The 17,683-nt window shown below is 62.0% G+C and carries 15 protein-coding genes and 2 pseudogenes; 6 read left to right on the top strand and 11 right to left on the bottom strand.

Features of this window, described 5'->3' with window-relative positions; all coding sequences use genetic code 11:
* Nucleotides 1-8: 8 nt before the first annotated feature.
* The 4 genes and pseudogenes from BM321_RS04680 to BM321_RS04695 form a co-directional block, all read right to left on the bottom strand.
* Complete coding sequence (locus tag BM321_RS04680) at nucleotides 9-446, bottom strand: type 2 periplasmic-binding domain-containing protein (RefSeq protein WP_092327722.1); 438 nt, start codon at nucleotides 444-446, stop codon at nucleotides 9-11.
* A gap of 11 nt (nucleotides 447-457) precedes the next feature.
* Nucleotides 458-1,690, bottom strand: coding sequence for a porin (locus BM321_RS04685; RefSeq protein ID WP_092441689.1), 1,233 nt, complete (start codon nucleotides 1,688-1,690; stop codon nucleotides 458-460).
* Between the two features lie 91 nt (nucleotides 1,691-1,781).
* Nucleotides 1,782-3,644 carry an ATP-binding protein gene (locus BM321_RS04690; protein WP_092441690.1) on the bottom strand — a complete coding sequence of 621 codons (1,863 nt, stop codon included), beginning with the start codon at nucleotides 3,642-3,644 and terminating at the stop codon, nucleotides 1,782-1,784.
* A gap of 434 nt (nucleotides 3,645-4,078) precedes the next feature.
* Nucleotides 4,079-4,231, bottom strand: a pseudogene (locus tag BM321_RS04695) (toxin-antitoxin system YwqK family antitoxin); the annotation flags it as partial.
* Between BM321_RS04695 and BM321_RS04700 the strand changes: the two are divergent.
* A pseudogene (locus BM321_RS04700) lies at nucleotides 4,218-4,760 on the top strand (type VI secretion system ImpA family N-terminal domain-containing protein); the annotation flags it as partial. The pseudogenes BM321_RS04695 and BM321_RS04700 overlap by 14 nt on opposite strands.
* Here the strand turns inward: BM321_RS04700 and BM321_RS04705 are convergent.
* Entirely contained in the window at nucleotides 4,757-5,710 is a 954-nt protein-coding gene (locus tag BM321_RS04705; RefSeq protein ID WP_092441691.1) for a 2-hydroxyacid dehydrogenase, read from the bottom strand. The pseudogene BM321_RS04700 and the gene BM321_RS04705 sit on opposite strands and share 4 nt — an antisense overlap.
* A gap of 450 nt (nucleotides 5,711-6,160) precedes the next feature.
* Here BM321_RS04705 and BM321_RS04710 point away from each other — a divergent pair, with 450 nt between their 5' ends.
* On the top strand, nucleotides 6,161-7,441 hold the full coding sequence (locus tag BM321_RS04710) for a serine/threonine transporter (protein WP_092441692.1): 1,281 nt from the start codon (nucleotides 6,161-6,163) through the stop codon (nucleotides 7,439-7,441).
* Between the two features lie 257 nt (nucleotides 7,442-7,698).
* Here BM321_RS04710 and acnB read toward each other — a convergent pair whose 3' ends face one another.
* The gene (gene acnB, locus BM321_RS04715) at nucleotides 7,699-10,308 is read right to left on the bottom strand and encodes a bifunctional aconitate hydratase 2/2-methylisocitrate dehydratase (RefSeq protein WP_092441693.1); all 2,610 of its coding nucleotides are present in this window, start codon (nucleotides 10,306-10,308) and stop codon (nucleotides 7,699-7,701) included.
* Nucleotides 10,309-10,715: 407 nt separating this feature from the next.
* Here acnB and BM321_RS04720 point away from each other — a divergent pair, with 407 nt between their 5' ends.
* Nucleotides 10,716-11,186 carry a DUF1289 domain-containing protein gene (locus BM321_RS04720; protein ID WP_092327733.1) on the top strand — a complete coding sequence of 157 codons (471 nt, stop codon included), beginning with the start codon at nucleotides 10,716-10,718 and terminating at the stop codon, nucleotides 11,184-11,186.
* A 26-nt stretch (nucleotides 11,187-11,212) separates the two neighbouring features.
* Here BM321_RS04720 and BM321_RS04725 read toward each other — a convergent pair whose 3' ends face one another.
* Nucleotides 11,213-12,076, bottom strand: coding sequence for a universal stress protein (locus BM321_RS04725; RefSeq protein WP_092441694.1), 864 nt, complete (start codon nucleotides 12,074-12,076; stop codon nucleotides 11,213-11,215).
* A 178-nt stretch (nucleotides 12,077-12,254) separates the two neighbouring features.
* On the opposite strand from BM321_RS04725, the gene BM321_RS04730 reads away from it, so the two are divergent.
* The gene (locus tag BM321_RS04730) at nucleotides 12,255-12,860 is read left to right on the top strand and encodes a MiaE family protein (protein ID WP_092441695.1); all 606 of its coding nucleotides are present in this window, start codon (nucleotides 12,255-12,257) and stop codon (nucleotides 12,858-12,860) included.
* Between the two features lie 123 nt (nucleotides 12,861-12,983).
* On the opposite strand, the gene BM321_RS04735 is transcribed toward BM321_RS04730, so the two are convergent.
* The 3 genes from BM321_RS04735 to BM321_RS04745 all read right to left on the bottom strand — a co-directional run bounded on the left by BM321_RS04735 (nucleotide 12,984) and on the right by BM321_RS04745 (nucleotide 15,393).
* A complete protein-coding gene (locus BM321_RS04735; protein WP_092441696.1) occupies nucleotides 12,984-13,472 on the bottom strand; it encodes a GFA family protein in 489 nt (162 codons plus the stop codon).
* A gap of 200 nt (nucleotides 13,473-13,672) precedes the next feature.
* Nucleotides 13,673-14,287, bottom strand: coding sequence for a DNA-3-methyladenine glycosylase family protein (locus BM321_RS04740; protein WP_092441697.1), 615 nt, complete (start codon nucleotides 14,285-14,287; stop codon nucleotides 13,673-13,675).
* Between the two features lie 23 nt (nucleotides 14,288-14,310).
* Nucleotides 14,311-15,393, bottom strand: coding sequence for a bifunctional transcriptional activator/DNA repair enzyme AdaA (locus BM321_RS04745; RefSeq protein WP_092441698.1), 1,083 nt, complete (start codon nucleotides 15,391-15,393; stop codon nucleotides 14,311-14,313).
* A gap of 146 nt (nucleotides 15,394-15,539) precedes the next feature.
* On the opposite strand from BM321_RS04745, the gene BM321_RS30435 reads away from it, so the two are divergent.
* Together BM321_RS30435 and BM321_RS04755 are read left to right on the top strand one after the other, a co-directional pair.
* A complete protein-coding gene (locus tag BM321_RS30435) occupies nucleotides 15,540-16,016 on the top strand; it encodes a hypothetical protein (RefSeq protein ID WP_092441699.1) in 477 nt (158 codons plus the stop codon).
* A 175-nt stretch (nucleotides 16,017-16,191) separates the two neighbouring features.
* Nucleotides 16,192-16,779 carry a LysE family translocator gene (locus BM321_RS04755; protein ID WP_092165353.1) on the top strand — a complete coding sequence of 196 codons (588 nt, stop codon included), beginning with the start codon at nucleotides 16,192-16,194 and terminating at the stop codon, nucleotides 16,777-16,779.
* A 39-nt stretch (nucleotides 16,780-16,818) separates the two neighbouring features.
* On the opposite strand, the gene BM321_RS04760 is transcribed toward BM321_RS04755, so the two are convergent.
* Nucleotides 16,819-17,643 carry a helix-turn-helix transcriptional regulator gene (locus BM321_RS04760; protein ID WP_092441700.1) on the bottom strand — a complete coding sequence of 275 codons (825 nt, stop codon included), beginning with the start codon at nucleotides 17,641-17,643 and terminating at the stop codon, nucleotides 16,819-16,821.
* Nucleotides 17,644-17,683 lie beyond the last annotated feature (40 nt).

Raw genomic sequence — 17,683 nt, forward strand, 5'->3', positions numbered from 1 at the left:
GCCCGTACTCATTGCGACTCGAGCGGCAGTGCCCTGACGCTGCCGTCCAGCTCCCGTGCCTCGATATAGCCGATGGTGTCGGGGTTCTCTGCGATACGTTTCTTGACCTCCGCCCCGCTCGAAACCGCCTGCGGCGGCTGGCCCCTGCCGGTGAAGATGATTTTCGACCAATGCGCCTTGAGCTGGGCTGCGGACTTGCCGGTGAACGTTGTGTAGAACTCATCGCGGGTCGGTGAATCTTCTGTCTGGTCAATGGGAATCGCCTGTCCGCCGCTGGGAAAACGACTGGCCTTGCCCAGGAAAATATCCGCCACCTGATTGCGCGCGAGCGTTTTCACCGGGCTGGACGCGGCGACGACCACCACCACGTCGGCCTTGACGGCAACGCTGGCGGCGCACAGGGCGAGCCCCGCCATGGCGAATCCGATGAGTCTCACAACCCACATGGCCTGCTCCATCAGAAGACAAAATCAACAGCCAGGCTGATGACGTTGAGCGAACCCCCCGACGTGAAGTCCGGTTGGGGGTTGATCAACGGACCGACCGAGTTGCCCTTGAAACGTGTGTGATCGAATTGCACTTTGGCGTCCATGTTCTTGGTGAAATCCCAGCGCATACCCAGGGAAAGGGTCTGCTGGCCTTCGTTCGAGCCCAGGATGCTGTTGAGCGCACCGTTGAGTTCGGCGGCCGTGCCCGCCAGGGCCGGCGGCAAGGCCGATAGCGTCAGGCCCGGGCTGGAGACTTCGGTTTCGGTCCTGGAACGCGCGTAGGTGACATAGGGGGTGAATGCTGCGATGCGGTACCCGCCGCTGATGTACCAGGCGCTGGTCCTGCCCAGGCCGGAACGGCTGTCCAGACGCCCCCATTCACTCATGACGAACCAGTCGCCTGGATCGTAGCTGGCACCCACGCCGATAAAGTCGATGGGGGTGTCATCGGAATCGTAGCGATCGGCGATGGCGATGCCTTCCGGACCGAACTCTCTGAACGTATCGAAGAGTGAATTGAATGGCTCCAGGGTCAGGTCGGCCTTCATGTAGGTGATGCGGGTGGTGAGGACGCCGAGCTCGGTGGTGTTGGTGACCCCCCAGAGATTTCTCGTCAGCGCCTTGCCGGCCCCGTCGGGCTGACGGCTGTCGGTCTGGCCGTAATGGGCCTGCACCGTGTTGGTGATTTCATCGACACGAAACCGGTAGCTGCCATCGATGCCGTCGCTGCTGGAGATCGGCATCAGGCTGTAGACCTCCATGGGCGCCCGCACCCAGGGCTGGGTGTAGCCCACTTTGCGGGTGTCGGACACCAGGAACGTCGGCAACACGGTACGGCCGATGCGTGCGTTGAAATCCGGCGTGAACTGGTACTTGATGTTGGCCCACTCGACGAAGGGCCGGTAACTGTTGTCGTAGCGTTGCTCGGAAATGACCTGCACCACGGCCGACAGCTGCGGAGTGAAGGTGGCGGTCAGTTGGGCGCCTATCAGGCTGTCGACGTCGGCGCTCCAGTTGCGCGAATGCCCCGCGCCGTTGGGCTTGAAGATACTGGACGTGAAGTCGGCTTTTTTCTCGCTGGAATGAACGATCCCCACCGTGCCGAAACTGCTCAGCGAGAACATGTCGGCTGCGTCGGCACTGGCGCCGCCGGCATACAGCGTCACGACTACCAAGGCCAAGGTATTGGGCTTTTTCACCATGGGGGTCAAGGTAACCTCGTTGCGTGGATCGCCATTCGTCTGTTCCTTGTAACGTTGGCTGAAGCTGCGTTATCACGCGCCGAAGCGTAGCCTAGATCGCCAGTTTGAGCGTAAAGGTCGCTCCCGTTCCCGGGCCATCGCTATGGGCCTCCAGCGAGCCGCCCATCTCCATGGCCGCCAGGACGCAGCTATGCAGGCCAAAACCATGGCCATCCTTGCGTGTGGTAAAGCCATGGGCAAAGATCCGCGTCAGGTTCTCGGGCGCTATGCCTTCGCCGTTGTCGATGACCTTGATCACCAGGGTGTCTTCTTGGGGAATCTCGCTCTGCAGGATGAGTATAGGGGGCGGCTCTGGCCGGTCATCCATCGCCCTGCTGGCGTTTTTTATCAGGTTGATCAGGATCAGCAGCACCCGGTGCTTGTCCAGTTGCAGCAAGGGTGTTTCGGCCAGGTTTCGCACCACGGTGATCCGATGCGCCGCGATGATGCCGGCGTTCATGCGCAAGGCATCCTCGATCAGGTCCTTGATCTGCACGGTTTCGGCAAGGCTGGATGTGCCGGCGTAAGATTGCTGGGCGGCGACGATTTCCTTGATGTGATCAACGCTTTTGCTCAGTTGGCCGAGTTCTTCGGTCATGCTCTGTTGCTCGAGCGCAAGCGCGTCCACCAGTTGGTTCAGGTAGCCGGGCAGCAGCTTGCCTTTCTCGTCGTGGGAGATGAAGTCGCCGAGGTCATCGGCGTGCTCGTTCATCATTTGCACCGCTTTACCGAGCCCCAAGGCCTTGCTGGTGCGCAGCTTGCGGGTGACCAAGTCGGCGGAAATATTCACGCTGTTAAGCACATTGCCTACGTTGTGCAGGACATTGGTGGCGATTTCGGCCATGCCGGCCTGGCGAGCGGCGGCGGCCAGTTGAGCCTGGGCTTCGGCGGCGCGCAAACGGCTCTGCGCCAGTTGCCAGCTCATCCGGGCGAGCACGCCCACCAGCAGCACCAGCACCAGGCTGCCGCCCGCCGCGCGCCAGAGGTAGGTACGCGCCTGCTGGTTCACCGCGGCCAGTTGTTCTTCTTCGGACAACCCGACAATCACCGCCAGCGGGAAGTCATAGAGCTGGCGGGCACTGGTGTAGCGCCGCACCCCGTCCCAACCATTGACCGAGAGCACCGCCTCGGTGTTTTCCGCGTCCGGCACCACTGCCGTGTAATCGACCGTATCGCCGGCCAGTACCGTTTCTCCGGTGCGCCGCACGCGGAAAAGGCCGTCAGTGCCCAGCAACCCGAGCGCACCCTGTTCGCCGAGTTTCGCGGCGTCGTAGCTACTGACGAAATAGGCGGCGTCGACCTCGACCCTGGCGATCCCGGAAAGCGTGCCGTCCGCGGCGTCGAGTCGCCGGCTGAAGCGCAAGCGCCATTCTCCGGTGATTGGACTTTTCCACGGATGACTGATGGACAATGAGTCGCTGTGCCGCAGTGTTTGCTGCTCATTCGGGTCAGCGATATTTTCCCGGCCGTTGACCCGTGTACTCGTCACGAGCCTGCCGTCCGGGTTGACCACGCTGACGTCGAACACCAAGGCCGGCGGCAACAAGGCCCGCTCCTGGAGCCGGCGCAGGGGATTAGGCTCGCCCTCGGTCTCGTAGGTGTATTTGACCAGCTTGAGGGTTTGATCGATTTCATGGATGGCGCGCAACATTTGCGCTTCGTAGGTGGCGCCCATTTCCAGGCTGGCCGTCGCGGCGCTTTGCTGTGCGCGAAGATGTTCGACCTTGATCAGGTAGAGGGTGGCGCTCCAGATGGCGAGCAACAGCAGGACGGCCAGCAGCGGGAACAGGATGTAGGCTTCCTTGGCCTGGTCGAAGGCGCGCCGAAACACGCCGGCCTCGCTATCGTCATCGGCCTCGGCACGATGAGCAGTGCCAGGGGCCAACCTCAGTGTCTCAGGCCGCTGGATCGGCATGGTGTGCTCCCTGCATTGTTCGACCGACGGCTGGTGGGCGTCGGCGCGGTACGGCTCGAGGGGTGTAGCTCCTGATGGCCCGAGCGAAAGATCCTGGGATCTGTCAGGAACTATAGACCACAAACTCTGCATGCCAATGTGCGAAGGTAGGCCCGATGGACTGGGACACTGAGGATTTTGTGGTGAGGGGATTTTGTGGGAGCAAGGCTTGCCCGCGATACACACGACTCGATTTCAGGAGGACCGCGTCGCATCCATCGCGGGCAAGCCTTGCTCCCACAGAGAATCTGGGCGTTCATGAGCTTTGTATTCAACGCAGGGCCCTTGTGGGAGCGAGCTTGCTCGCGAGGGCGGCGGCACAGTCAACGTCGATGCAAACTGACCCGCCGCTTTCGCGAGCGAGTCCGCGCCCACAGGAAAGTCAGGGTGCATGTTCAAGCGGGGTCATTCCAGCGCTTGAACCACCAGCGCAGCCGGGAGATCGGTTTGCCCTCGGCGTCCAGTGGGCGGCCGTCTTCGGCGTAGGCTTGGGCCGGTTCCAGCCGTTGACCGTTGAGGTAGCGGGCTTCGACCGCCCTGTGGCCGGACCTGGAACGGCTCGCGACCACGCTGCTGCTGGAGCGCAGCAAAGACTTGATGATCAGTGCCTGGCTGGGGCAGGCCTGGTTGCATCGCCAGGGCAGTCTGTTGCTGAGCTTGCAGCACCTGCAACGGCTCGAAGCCTGGCGCGACGCTTACCTGGGCAACCTGGCCCCGGGCTACAAATCCCTGCAGGACGTGATTCAGGCGTTGCTGACACTGGTAGAGGAGTTCATCGCGATGCACCCACAGCAACCCACCGTCGTGCCGGTGCAAGCGTCCCCGGCGACGACATCGACGCCCCAGCCGCAGGCGGTCGCCCAGGTCTTCCAGGAGCCGGCCAATCGTGAAGAGGCCTACCGACAGCTACTGGTGATCGCCGGTTACCTGGCCCGTACCGAGCCCCACAGCCCGGTGCCCTATCTGATCCGGCGTGGCGTGGAGTGGGGCAACAAGCCGCTGAGCGAGCTGCTGGGTGAACTGATCAGTGCCGATGCCGAATCCCGGCGGTTGTGGACCTTGCTGGGGGGGCTTTAAAGCTGCGCGTCGGGTAGCGGCACCGGCGTCAACACCGGTTTGCCGGCAAAGAACGCGTTCAGGTTCTGGCCCACCAACTCCACCGTGCCACGCGTCGCTTCCGGCGACAGGCCGGCCACATGGGGCGTCAGTACGACGTTGGGCAGGCTTTTCAGCGCGTCTGGCACTTCGGGTTCGTGATCGAACACGTCCAGGGCCGCGCCGGCGATCCGGCGCTGTTCCAGGGCGCTGATCAGGTCGGCGGTGGCGACCACACTGGCGCGGGCGATGTTCACCAGGAAACCATGGGGCCCCAGGGCGTCGAGGGCCTGTTTGTTGATCAACTGCCGGGTATCCAGGCCGCCGGGCGTGGCGACGATCAGGAAGTCCGAGACCCGGGCCAGTTCCGTGGGCGTGGCGCAGAAGGTGTAGGGCACGTCGTTGCGCACCCGGCGATTGTGGTAGCTGACGCTCATGTCGAAGCCGAGGGCAGCGCGCTTGGCAATGGCCATGCCCACCGCGCCCAGGCCCAGCACGCCCAAGCGCTTGCCGGCCAGGGAAGGGCGCATGACCTTGGCCCACTCGCCACGGCGCACACTCGCATCGGCCCGGGGGATGTCGCGCACCAACGCCAGCAACAGCGCCATGGCATGGTCGGCCACCGACGAGGCGTTGACCCCGGCGCCGTTGGTTACCACGATGCCCCGGTTGCGCGCGGCTTGCAGGTCCACCTGCTCATAGCCAGCACCGATCACGCAGATGATTTGCAGGTTGGGCAGGGCGGCGATTTCCTCGGCCGTCAAACCCAGGGGGCCGCGGGTCAGCACCGCGCTGAAGCGTTCACCGTGTTCGAAAATCGCTGTCTTGCGTTCGGCCGGCGTGGGCGCCAATTCCAGGTGGTAACCCTGCCGCTCGAGAATCGGCAGGTATTCATTGACGGTTTCAACCAGTACCAGAACGGTTGCGGTCATGCTGGGCTCCTGTGGGCGCTGGATCGATTGTGGGTATTCAACCTGATTGTAGGAGCCGGGGGCAGGGGGGCTTGGCTTTTTATGTGCATTTTCGGTTGCTGGGGGCCTTTGTGTGGGAGCCTGGCAGATGGCCTGTCTCGCTGCTTGTACTCCGATCCAATATCCAATGGTGGGAGCGAGCTTGCTCGCGATGGCGCCGGTCTGTTCACATCGATGCAAGCTGATCCACCTCTATCGCGAGCAAGCTCGCTCCCACAGGGAATGCAGGGACATATAGGGACAATTCCACCGCGGCGATTTGATCCGCACAACCGCTCCTCAGCTAAGTCTTTGCTTCTGCTCGTGAATCCCGGACAATCGCGCCCCTGTTTCGGCCAGGGCGCTGCCTGTCGGGGTTTTCCGACTCGTCCCGGCCGGGTGCATGTGACCGGAAAGCGGAGATCCGACCGGATGAATGATCAGGCCAATAGCGTCGAAGAGCGCTTTGAAACGACAGTCCCAGCCACCCTCAGCCAATGGAGTCGCCAGGACACCACCTGGATGCTGGGTCTGTTTGGCACCGCCATCGGTGCAGGCACTCTGTTCTTACCCATCAATGCGGGCCTGGGTGGCTTTTGGCCGCTGCTGATCCTGGCGTTGCTGGCGTTCCCCATGACGTTCTATGCCCATCGGGGCCTGACCCGTTTCGTGTTGTCCGGTCGCGACGGCGCGGACATCACCGAGGTGGTGGAGGAGCATTTCGGCCTCAAGGCCGGTGCGCTGATCACGCTTTTGTACTTCTTCGCCATTTTCCCGATCCTGCTGATCTACAGCGTGGCGCTGACCAACACGGTGGGCAGCTTCCTGGAACATCAGTTGCATATCCAGCCGCCCCCTCGGGCCGTGCTGTCCCTGGTGCTGATCCTCGGCCTGCTGGCGGTGGTCCGTTGCGGCGAGCAGGCGATCGTCAAGGCCATGAGCCTGATGGTCTACCCGTTCATCGTGGCGCTGCTGTTTCTGGCGGTGTTCCTGATTCCCCACTGGAGCGGCGGTATCCTGAGCACTGCGTCGACGCCGCCTGAACCTTCGGCGTTGTTGCATACCTTGTGGCTGGCGATCCCGGTGATGGTGTTCTCGTTCAACCACTCGCCGATCATCTCGGCGTTTGCGGTGGACCAGAAGCGTCGCTACGGTGGCAACGCCGAGGAGCGCAGTGCGCAGATCCTGTCGCGCGCCCATGTGCTGATGGTGGTGATGGTGCTGTTCTTCGTGTTCAGTTGCGTGCTGACCCTGACCCCGGCGCAATTGGCCGAGGCCAAGGCGCAGAACCTGTCGATCCTGTCGTACCTGGCTAACCATTTCAGCAACCCGACCATCGCCTTTGCCGCGCCGTTGATTGCGTTTGTCGCCATTTCCAAGTCGTTCCTGGGGCATTACATCGGCGCCAGCGAAGGCCTCAAGGGCCTGATCGTCAAGAGCGGCCGCCGTCCGGCCCCCAAGACCCTGGACCGCCTCACCGCAGCGTTCATGCTGGTGGTGTGCTGGATCGTCGCCACCCTCAACCCGAGCATCCTGGGCATGATCGAAACCCTGGGCGGGCCGGTCATCGCAGCCATCCTGTTCCTGATGCCGATGTACGCTATCCGCAAAGTACCGGCCATGGCTCGCTATCGTGGCCAGGCCTCCAATGTCTTCGTCGTGCTGGTGGGGCTTGTGGCGATTACCGCGTTGGTTTATTCGTTGATGGCCTGACTATCACCTTGTGGGAGCGGGCTTGCTCGCGAAAGCGGTGGGTCAGTTTGCATTGATATTGGATGTGCCGCCGTCATCGCGAGCAAGCTCGCTCCCACACTGGTTTCGGATGTCCACAGGGCTTACATCCACCCCAAATCCCCTGTGGGAGCGAGCTTGCTCGCGATGGCGGTGGTTCGGCTGGCATCGAAATGACAGGCATAAAAAACGCCGCCCCTCGCAAGAAGGGCGGCGTTTTCAGTCGGGCGTTCTAAGCTTTACGCTTGAACGACCGGGATGTTGGCGTTTGCAGCCGCTTCACGGAACTCGGCGATCTGGTCGAAGCTCAGGTAGCGGTACACGTCCGCCGCCATGCTGTCGATCTTGCCGGCGTATTCCATGTACTCCTCGACGGTCGGCAGGCGACCCAGGATCGAAGCCACGGACGCCAGTTCGGCCGAAGCCAGGTAGACGTTCGCGCCGTCACCCAGACGGTTCGGGAAGTTACGGGTCGAGGTCGACACCACGGTGGAGTTCGGCTCGACGCGCGCCTGGTTACCCATGCACAGCGAGCAGCCTGGCATTTCCATCCGTGCACCGGCCTTGCCGTAGATGCCGTAGTAGCCTTCTTCGGTGAGCTGGTGGGCGTCCATCTTGGTCGGCGGCGACAGCCACAGACGGGTTGGCAGTTGCCCCTTGACCTGCTCCAGCAGTTTACCGGCGGCGCGGAAGTGACCGATGTTGGTCATGCACGAACCGATGAACACTTCGTCGATCTTCTCGCCAGCAACGCTGGACAGCAGACGGGCATCGTCCGGATCGTTCGGCGCGCAGAGCACAGGCTCGTTGATGTCCGCCAGATCGATTTCGATGACTTCGGCGTACTCGGCGTCGGCATCGGCTTCCATCAGTTGCGGGTTGGCGATCCAGGCTTCCATCGCTTGGGCGCGACGTTCCAGGGTACGTGCATCACCGTAGCCTTCGCCGATCATCCAGCGCAGCAGGGTGATGTTCGATTGCAGGTACTCGGTGATCGACTCTTTCGACAGCTTGATGGTGCAACCGGCAGCCGAACGTTCGGCCGAGGCGTCGGACAATTCGAAAGCCTGTTCCAGGGTCAGGCCTTCCAGGCCTTCGATTTCCAGGATGCGACCGGAGAAGGCGTTTTTCTTGCCTTTCTTCTCGACGGTCAGCAGACCGTTCTGGATGGCGAAGTACGGAATGGCATGAACCAGGTCACGCAGGGTGATGCCAGGTTTCATTTTGCCTTTGAAGCGCACCAGGATCGATTCCGGCATGTCCAGCGGCATGACGCCGGTGGCAGCGGCGAACGCGACCAGGCCGGAGCCGGCCGGGAACGAGATGCCCATCGGGAAACGGGTGTGCGAGTCACCACCGGTACCCACGGTGTCTGGCAGCAGCATGCGGTTCAGCCACGAGTGGATGATGCCGTCGCCCGGACGCAGGGAAACGCCGCCGCGGGTCATGATGAAGTCAGGCAGGGTGTGGTGGGTGGTGACGTCGATCGGCTTCGGATAGGCCGCGGTGTGGCAGAAGGACTGCATCACCAGGTCAGCCGAGAAGCCCAGGCACGCCAGGTCTTTCAGTTCGTCACGGGTCATAGGACCGGTGGTGTCCTGGGAACCCACGGTGGTCATCTTCGGTTCGCAGTAGGTACCCGGGCGCACGCCTTGGCCTTCCGCCAGACCGCAAGCCTTGCCGACCATCTTCTGCGCCAGGGTGAAACCCTTGGTGCTTTCGGCGGGGGCTTCAGGCTTCTTGAACAGGTCGAACGGTGGCAGACCCAGTTCGGCGCGTGCCTTCTCGGTCAGGCCACGGCCGATGATCAGCGGGATACGACCGCCGGCACGGACTTCGTCCAACAGGACCGGGGTCTTCATTTCGAAGGTGGCCAGGACCTCATCGGTACCGTGCTTGCAGACTTTGCCAGCATGCGGGTACAGGTCGATCACGTCGCCCATGTGCATGTTGGACACATCGAATTCGATCGGCAGGGCGCCGGCGTCTTCCATGGTGTTGTAGAAAATCGGCGCGATCTTGCTGCCGAAGCAGAAACCGCCGGCGCGCTTGTTCGGAACGAAAGGAACGTCGTCGCCGAAGAACCACAGCACCGAGTTGGTCGCCGATTTACGCGACGAACCGGTACCGACCACGTCACCGACGTAGGCGATAGGGAAGCCTTGGCCACGCATCTCTTCGATCTGCTTCATCGGGCCGGTCTTGCCTTGTTCGTCAGGCACGATGCCGTCACGGGCCATTTTCAGCATGGCCAGGGCGTGCAGCGGGATGTCCGGGCGAGACCAGGCGTCAGGGGCAGGGGACAGGTCGTCGGTGTTGGTTTCGCCGGTGACCTTGAACACCCGCAGGCTGATCTTGTCGGCCAGCACGGGACGGTTCTTGAACCACTCGCCATCGGCCCAGGATTGCAGCACGGCCTTGGCGTGAACGTTACCGTTCTTGGCTTTCTCAGCCACGTCGTGGAAGGCATCGAACATCAGCAGGGTGTGCTTGAGTTCCTTGGCGGCTACCGGCGCCAGTTCGGCGTCGTCCAGCAGTTCCACCAGGGTCACGATGTTGTAGCCGCCCTGCATGGTGCCGAGCAGTTCAACGGCGCGCTTCTTGTCCAGCAGAGGGGATTGGGCCTGGCCCTTGGCCAGGGCGGAGAGGAAACCGGCCTTGACGTAGGCGGCTTCGTCGACTCCAGGCGGAACGCGGTTGGTGATCAGGTCAACGAGGAAAGCTTCTTCGCCAGCCGGAGGATTTTTCAGCAGCTCGATCAGGCCTGCGGTTTGTTCGGCGTTGAGCGGCTGGGGAACGATACCCAGGGCTGCACGCTCTTCGATATGTTTGCGGTAGGCTTCAAGCACAGTTATTACCCTCATCAGTGGTCCCAAATGGGTGTCCGGGACGCTCATCCAGGAACCCACGGTACTCATGCGCGTCGACGGTTTTTTGAACCATCACGCCAGAGTTTCCGCACGTTCCTCACAGAAGCTGCTTTCAAAGTTTTACGCCTGCAGAACGGGAGCTGATGAGGGTTGGCGTTGGGCTTTCCCCGCTGGAAAGACCCTTCGCCAACACCGCTCTGAAGGAACGACTGTGCTCGTGACGCTTTGAAAACAGCTTCTAACGGACATTGGCGCCTTAAAAGGCTGGCTGATTCTACGGGAAAAAAAAATTAAAGGTAAGTTGGGCGCTCAAGTTTGAGGGGTGATCAATCTTAGACAAAGGGCTAACATGCCAGCCTGTCCTGCTTTTGCGTGTGTTTTTCCTTATGCCCAACCAGCTCATCAAGACCCCCTGCGTCGGCCTTTGCTCCACTGTCTACGGTGACCTGGTGTGCCGTGGCTGCAAGCGGTTCCACCACGAAGTGATTCACTGGAACGGCTACAACGAGGATGAAAAACGCGCGGTGTGGATGCGGCTCGAACAACTGTTGGTGCAGGTGATGGAGGCCAAGCTGGAGGTTTTCGACCCCGGGTTGCTGCGCCAGCAACTGGAATCGCGCAAGATCCGTTTTGTGCCGCACCAGTCGGAATATTGCTGGGCCTACCAGTTGATCGCCCGGGGCGCGCGGGTGATCAACAATCTGGAGGCCTACGGCATGGTGCTGATGCCGGAGTTTCGCGACTGGGACCTGCCGGACCTGCGCGATGCCATTGATCGGGAGTTTTTCCTCCTGTCCGAAGCCCATTACCAGCGGTACATCGCGCCGGGGTTCCTGAAGGATGCGATCGGCGGCTGACCCCCGGCCATTTGTGCAAAGGAGCTTTACTCCTTGACCGCCAACTCCACCAGATGATCCTCGACTTCCTGGGGCTTGAGCACCAGCACATCGCTTTCCAGCGTATCGAGCACGGCCTCGGCGGTGTTGCCGATCAGCACCCCGGACAACCCCGAACGGGCCACGGTGCCGATCACCGTCACCGCCGCCTGCAGCTTGCGCGCCATGTACGGAATCAAGACATCCGCCGGGCCTTCTTCGATATGCAGATGCTGGTCGTCGATGTCGAACTCGGCCTGGAACGCCCGGCATTGCTCGCGATACCGGGCCTCGATGGTTTCCTTGAGCTGGAACGTCGGGTCGGCGGACGAGAGCATCGGCGAGGGATGGGCGCTGATCACGTGCAGGTGCGCCTTGGCGAGGAGCGCGATGTCGTAGCCATGGTCGATGATGGTGGCGTGCAGGTGACGGTGTGCACCGTCGGCATTGCCAACGTCGACGGCGGCCAGGATCACCTTGTCTTTCCAGGAACCGGCGGTTTTCACCAGCAGCACCGGGGTGGGGCAATGGCGTAGCAGTTTCCAGTCCGCCGGGGTCAGCAGGGCTTTTTTCAATGGGCTGTCGGGAAAGTGCTGTTTGATCACCAGCCCGCAACCTTCAGCCATCTGCACGTCGATGATGGTTTCGTAGAGGCTTTCGTTCCAGGCCTGTTCGGTCGTCACGCTGTAGCCATCCGCCAGCAGCGCGGCCTTCAGCACGCCGAGCATGCCGGCGTGATCGTGCTTTTTGTCGCACACCAACAGGTGCAGGTGTGCCTGGGTCACACCGGCGATCAGTTTGGCGCGCTTGAGCGCCAGGCTTTCCGAATGTTCGGGCTCAATGACCACCAGGATGCTGCGAATGGCTTGCATGATCGGTGTTCTCCTGCAATGAAAAGGCTGGCGTTGCTCAACTATAGTTGCTGTGGGGCAGTCTAGTTGCCGTGGGTGAGTCATTGACTTGATGCATATCAATGGCGGTGGCTGGTGGTCTGGAGGCAGGCCGGTATAATCGGCGCCCTTCGCTCGACTACCTTTGCCCGTGAGCCCCATGAATCTTCCCGAAATCCACGAATTCCTTGGTTGCCGCACCCCTGATGCGTGGGTCCAGGCCGCGCTGGCCGACCAGGAAACGTTGCTGATCGACCACAAGAACTGCGAATTCAAGGCCGCCAGCACCGCCCTGAGCCTGATCGCCAAATACCACTCCCACGTCGACCTGATCAACCTGATGTCGCGCCTGGCCCGGGAAGAGCTGGTGCATCACGAGCAGGTCATGCGCCTGATGAAAAAACGCAAGATCGGCTTGCGCCAGCTCTCCGCCGGGCGTTATGCCTCGGGGCTACGCAAGGTGGTGCGCAGCCACGAACCGGTCAAGCTGGTAGACACCCTGGTGGTCGGAGCCTTCATCGAAGCCCGCAGCTGCGAGCGCTTCGAAGCTTTGGTGCCGCACCTGGACGAGGAACTGGGCAAGTTCTATTTCGGCTTGCTCAAGAGCGAGGCCCGGCACTTCCAGGGCTACCTGAAACTGGCCTACCAATACGGCGACGCCAAGGACATTGCCCAGGTGATCGACAAGGTCCGTGGGGCCGAGCGGGAACTGATCGAATCGCCGGATGTGGAATTCCGATTCCACAGTGGTGTGCCGGCTCGATAGTGCAAAGGTGCCGGTACTGACGTCATCGCGAGCAAGCTCGCTCCCACAGGGGATTTGTGAACTGCCCAAGTCCAATGTGGGAGCGAGCTTGCTCGCGATGGGGCCTTATGCAGCACTGCATCTCTAAGTGACCAGCCCCAGGCGTTCATGCCACTGGGCAATGGACTCCTCGGGATAGACATCGAACTGCTGATCGCCCTTATGCGCCTCGACCTCTACCCATGGCGCCTTGGAACCAAGCATCAAGTGGGTGTGCTCCGGCGGTACCGGCAGCGGTGTGTCGATGGCGGAGGCAAACGGGTGCACCAGGTCCGGCCATTCGGGGCTGAACAGCCACAACCCCGAACCGCACAGGGAACAGAAATGCCGTTCGGCACTGCTGCGGTGGGCGCGTTTATCGCCTTCGTCCTTGAGCCGTGCATGGTAGATCGAGATGTGCTTGCGACCGCGCACCTTCAGGCTTCGGGCATCACCCCCCAGGTTGATCGCATACCCGCCGCCGCCCTGGGTCTTGCGACAGATCGAGCAGTAGCAGCGTTGATAAGGGTAGGGGTGGGCACAGGCCAGGCTGAACGACACGGCGCCGCAGTGGCAGGATCCTTCGAGCTGCATGGGAATCTCCAGTGGGATTGGAAATGACTCAGTACAGCCTAGACAATCGGTGTTTTAACAGTTTAATTGGGGGTGGCCATGCGACCGCCTTCGCGAGCAAGCCCGCTCCCACAGGGGATTTGTGTCGGTCATAGATCTTGTGCCCACTCCAGGTCAGTGTGGGAGCGGGCTTGCCCGCGAAGGCGTCGGTACAGCCAAGATCACTTCGGCACCCGCCACAAATACCACGCCGCCACCGTCCGATAAGGGCGCCAGGCCAGGCCGATCTCGACCATCTGCTTGCGGCTGGGTTGTTGCGCCAGCCCCTTGAGCCGTCGATAACCTTCGCGCACCCCAAAGTCATCGGCCGGCAGGATGTCGGCTCGTTCCAGGCTGTAGATCAGCAGCATCTCCACGGTCCAGCGCCCGACGCCGCGCAGGCTGACCAAGCGCTCGATCAATGCTTCGTCCTCCATTGCCCGCGCCGTGGCAAAATCCGGCACCACCCCGTCCAGGGCCGCTTGGGCGATGCCCTGGATGGTCGCGATCTTGCTGGCGGAAAATCCACAACCGCGCAATTGAGCAATGTCTGTCGCCAGGATTTGCGCAGGTGTGGGGAATGTCTGTGCCGGGAACAACGCCAGCAACCGGCCCAGAATCGCATCGCCTGCCTTGGCGTGCAGTTGCTGGTAGGCAATCGCCCGGACCAGGGCTTCATAGGGATCGCGGGCCGGCTTGGGTTGCAGCAGGCAAGGGCCGATCGCCACGACATGTCGTCGCCAGTCTTCGTCGAGGTTGGCCAGGAAAGCACTGGCGTCGTGATAGGGCACAGGCATCAGGTGTTCGTTCTCCGGGGCGCTCAAAACGCCAGAGGCAGTGAAACCTGCACCGCGGCTTTTTCCAGCCGCAACAGAAACGCCTTGCGCGGCTGGCCGCCACCATAACCGGTCAACGAGCCATCCGCACCGATCACCCGGTGGCAGGGAATGACGATGGCCAGGCGATTCTGCCCGTTGGCCAGGCCCACGGCGCGGCTGGCACCTGGGCTGCCCAGGGTCGTGGCGATGCCGCCGTAGCTGCGGGTTTCGCCGTAGGGGATTTTTTGCAACTCAGCCCAGACCCGCACGGCGAAGGCGCTGCCGGGCATGTGCAGCGGGACATTGAACGTCGTGAGCTTGCCGGCGAAATAGTCGGCCAGTTCGGTTTCGATCTGTTGCAGGTGAGCGTTGTGCCCCGGCGCGACCGTGTAGCCGTAGCGTTGCTGCAGCTCTTCCAGCTCCTTGGTCAGGGCCGGACGGTCGAGGAATTCCAGCAGCACCAGGCCCCGTCGTTCGGCCATGGCCAGCATCGGCCCCAGCGGCGTGGTCAGGCGGGTGAACAACAGGGGTTCACTGAGGGCGGCGCGGCCGGGTGTGATGCGGAAGGATTTGACGAAGGCGTCCCGAAAGCCGCTCAACGACTCATAACCGGAATCGAACGCGGCATTGTCGATGGAAGTGCCGTCCTTGATACCGCCCAGGGCGATGCCCAGGCGGCGGGTACGCAGGTAGGCGTGAAAGGTCATGCCGAAATGTTGCTTGAACCAGCGCCGCAGTTTCAGCGGTTCGATACCTTGTTCCAGCAGCAGGGCGTCGGTCCAGCGCAGGTCGGGCTCGGTGTCCACCGCTTTGAGCAGGGCCTGGATCCAGTCCGGCGCGATGGCGGCGGCATCCAGCGGCTTGCAGCGCAGGCAGGCGCGGTAGCCGGCCGACATGGCTTCGTCGGCATGGGCGAAGAACTCCACGTTCTCCGGCTTCGGCTTGCGCGCGGTGCAACTGGGACGGCAGAAGATGCCGGTGGTCTTGACCGCAGTGAAGAACACCCCCTCGTAGGCGGTGTCTCGTTCGAGCATGGCGCGGACCATCTCGGCGTGGGGCGGGAGCAGCGAGTCTTGTAGGTTCATGGGGCAAAGCATAGAACCGTGCCCGGGACGACTCCACCGGAAAATCGACAGTGAATTTTCCCGCAGTTGGTCGGATGCTCAATGAACAAAATTTGAACCTCTGAGTCTTAAAGGTTCAACCGCTGTTTTTGTCTTTCGGAGACATCATGACCAAACATAAGAAATCCCTGATTGCCGTTGCTGTCTGTGCCCTGGCGTTCGGTGCCTCGGCCTTGCTGCCTGCCGACCTGTCGCCTATCGGTTCCAGCTACGCCGCCGGCGGTGGCAATGGGGGTGGTGGCGGTAACGGTGGAGGAAACGGCGGCGGTAATGGCGGTGGTCACGGTGGTGGTGTCGGCGGTGGCCAGGGCAGTGGCAAATCCAGCGATTCCAGCGGTCTTGGCAAGGGATTGGCCAGCGACCATGCCGGCACCCGCACCCGCGATCATGGCCTCAGCGGCAAGCATACCGGTGCCACCCGCACCGACCGAACCAGCAAGGCTTCGCTCACGTCGGGCATCGCCAAAGACCGCGATACTCGCGGCTTGACCAAGGCTTCCGCGATTTCCACGGCTACTCCGGGTACCCATAACACCAAGGGCCTGACCAACGCGACCAGTTCTTCGATCAAGAACGACCGCTGATTGGGCAAAAAAGCCGCGATGCCTGATCCAGGCATCGCGGCTTTTTTGTGAGCACAGGCTTTGTTTCGGGGGATGAGCTCACCGTGGATCCCCTCATGAGGCAGTTTTCTTCAATACCGGCAGCAGCGGGCGATTTACCTTGATCGCCACCTCACAGATATGAAGAAGGTTTGCGATGAGTCTGATTCTTTCCATGGCGGCGTTTGCCTTGGTCGCCTCCATTACGCCGGGGCCGGTCAACATTGTGGCCCTCAGTTCCGGGGCCCGGTACGGGTTTCGAGCGACCTTGCGCCACGTGGCCGGCGCGACCCTGGGTTTTGTCTTGTTATTGGTGTTGATGGGGCTCGGGTTGCATGAAGTGCTGCAACGCTGGCCTGGGCTCACACGGGTGGTGCAACTGGGCGGCGTGGCGTTTCTGTTGTTCATGGCCTGGAAATTGGCGATGGACAACGGGCACCTGGGCGCCAAGGACGAGGACCGGGCCCCGTCGATGTTCTACGGCGCGCTGATGCAATGGCTCAATCCCAAGGCCTGGCTGGCTTGCGTCGCAGGGATGGGCGCGTTCGTCGCCGATGGCGAGGCACGGCTGGTGTGGCAGTTCGCGGCAGTCTACCTGGTGATCTGTTATGTCTCGGTGGGCTGCTGGGCCTATGCCGGCAGCTTTCTGCGTAATTGGCTGGGGAATCCGGCGACCCTGCGCCTGTTCAACCGGGCGATGGCGGTGTTGCTGGTGGCCAGTGCGGTGTATTTGGTGTTGCCTTGAGTCGGGCCCACAGAAGTGTGTTTAGGCCAGCGCGTCGCCTCAACCGCGATACTGGCCCGGAGTAGCCGCCAGGTGTTGCTTGAAGGCCCGCTGGAAATGCGCCTGGTCGGCGAACCCGCTGTCCAGCGCCACATCGGCGATCAGCTTGCCCTCGCGTAACTGGCGGCGGGCGAACTGGATTCGGCGGTTGACCAGAAAGGCATGGGGCGTCATCCCGTAATGACGCTTGAAGGCGCGGCTCAGGTAAGACGGCGAGAGTTGCGCCGCGGTGCAGATGTCTTCGAGCTTCAACGCTTCGCTGCAATGGTCGTGGATGAACTGCGCCGCGCGCATCAAACCCGGGTGGCTGCCCCGGTCCGGACGGCCGGCAGGGTTGAGCCGTTGTTGCAGGTCGGTGAAAAACGCCTCGGCGGCGGTGCGCTTGCGGTCGGTGCCGAGCCGCTCATCCACCAGTTGCTCATACAACCCTTGCAATGCGGCAAACAGCTCGACATCACGGCTGTGGGTCGTGGAAAAGCTCTGGAAATCCAGGGTTTGATCGAAGCCGATACGACGTTGCAAATCCCTGAGCCACTGGGTATCGACGTACAGCATGACATACGACCACGGTTCATCGTCGATCGGGTTGCACGCATGGACATCGCCGGGGTTCATCAGCACCACCGTGCCGCTCTGCACTTGGAAATTCGACCGCTCATGAATATAGGTGCTGCGCCCGGCGGTGATCGCTCCGATGGAAAAATGGTCGTGGGAGTGACGTGAGTAGCAGACCTTGCGCCCATCGGCGATGGCCCGGGCTTCGATGAAGGGCAGGGCCGCGTCGCGCCAGAAGCGTGGGGCGGCGTCATGGGTGGCGTGCTTCATCGGTCAGCGTCCTCGTCTTGAACCTGTGAAGCAGTGTATT

The organism is Pseudomonas sp. NFIX10, from assembly GCF_900111955.1.
Lineage (GTDB): Bacteria > Pseudomonadota > Gammaproteobacteria > Pseudomonadales > Pseudomonadaceae > Aquipseudomonas > Aquipseudomonas fluorescens_AA.

Excerpts from the sequence above, each read along its gene's own strand:
- BM321_RS04680 (WP_092327722.1), bottom strand. The coding sequence starts at position 446 with ATGTGGGTTGTGAGACTCATCGGATTCGCCATGGCGGGGCTCGCCCTG.
- BM321_RS04685 (WP_092441689.1), bottom strand. The coding sequence starts at position 1,690 with ATGGTGAAAAAGCCCAATACCTTGGCCTTGGTAGTCGTGACGCTGTAT.
- BM321_RS04690 (WP_092441690.1), bottom strand. The coding sequence starts at position 3,644 with ATGCCGATCCAGCGGCCTGAGACACTGAGGTTGGCCCCTGGCACTGCT.
- BM321_RS04705 (WP_092441691.1), bottom strand. The coding sequence starts at position 5,710 with ATGACCGCAACCGTTCTGGTACTGGTTGAAACCGTCAATGAATACCTG.
- BM321_RS04710 (WP_092441692.1), top strand. The coding sequence starts at position 6,161 with ATGAATGATCAGGCCAATAGCGTCGAAGAGCGCTTTGAAACGACAGTC.
- BM321_RS04720 (WP_092327733.1), top strand. The coding sequence starts at position 10,716 with ATGCCCAACCAGCTCATCAAGACCCCCTGCGTCGGCCTTTGCTCCACT.
- BM321_RS04725 (WP_092441694.1), bottom strand. The coding sequence starts at position 12,076 with ATGCAAGCCATTCGCAGCATCCTGGTGGTCATTGAGCCCGAACATTCG.
- BM321_RS04730 (WP_092441695.1), top strand. The coding sequence starts at position 12,255 with ATGAATCTTCCCGAAATCCACGAATTCCTTGGTTGCCGCACCCCTGAT.
- BM321_RS04735 (WP_092441696.1), bottom strand. The coding sequence starts at position 13,472 with ATGCAGCTCGAAGGATCCTGCCACTGCGGCGCCGTGTCGTTCAGCCTG.
- BM321_RS04740 (WP_092441697.1), bottom strand. The coding sequence starts at position 14,287 with ATGCCTGTGCCCTATCACGACGCCAGTGCTTTCCTGGCCAACCTCGAC.
- BM321_RS04745 (WP_092441698.1), bottom strand. The coding sequence starts at position 15,393 with ATGAACCTACAAGACTCGCTGCTCCCGCCCCACGCCGAGATGGTCCGC.
- BM321_RS30435 (WP_092441699.1), top strand. The coding sequence starts at position 15,540 with ATGACCAAACATAAGAAATCCCTGATTGCCGTTGCTGTCTGTGCCCTG.
- BM321_RS04755 (WP_092165353.1), top strand. The coding sequence starts at position 16,192 with ATGAGTCTGATTCTTTCCATGGCGGCGTTTGCCTTGGTCGCCTCCATT.
- BM321_RS04760 (WP_092441700.1), bottom strand. The coding sequence starts at position 17,643 with ATGAAGCACGCCACCCATGACGCCGCCCCACGCTTCTGGCGCGACGCG.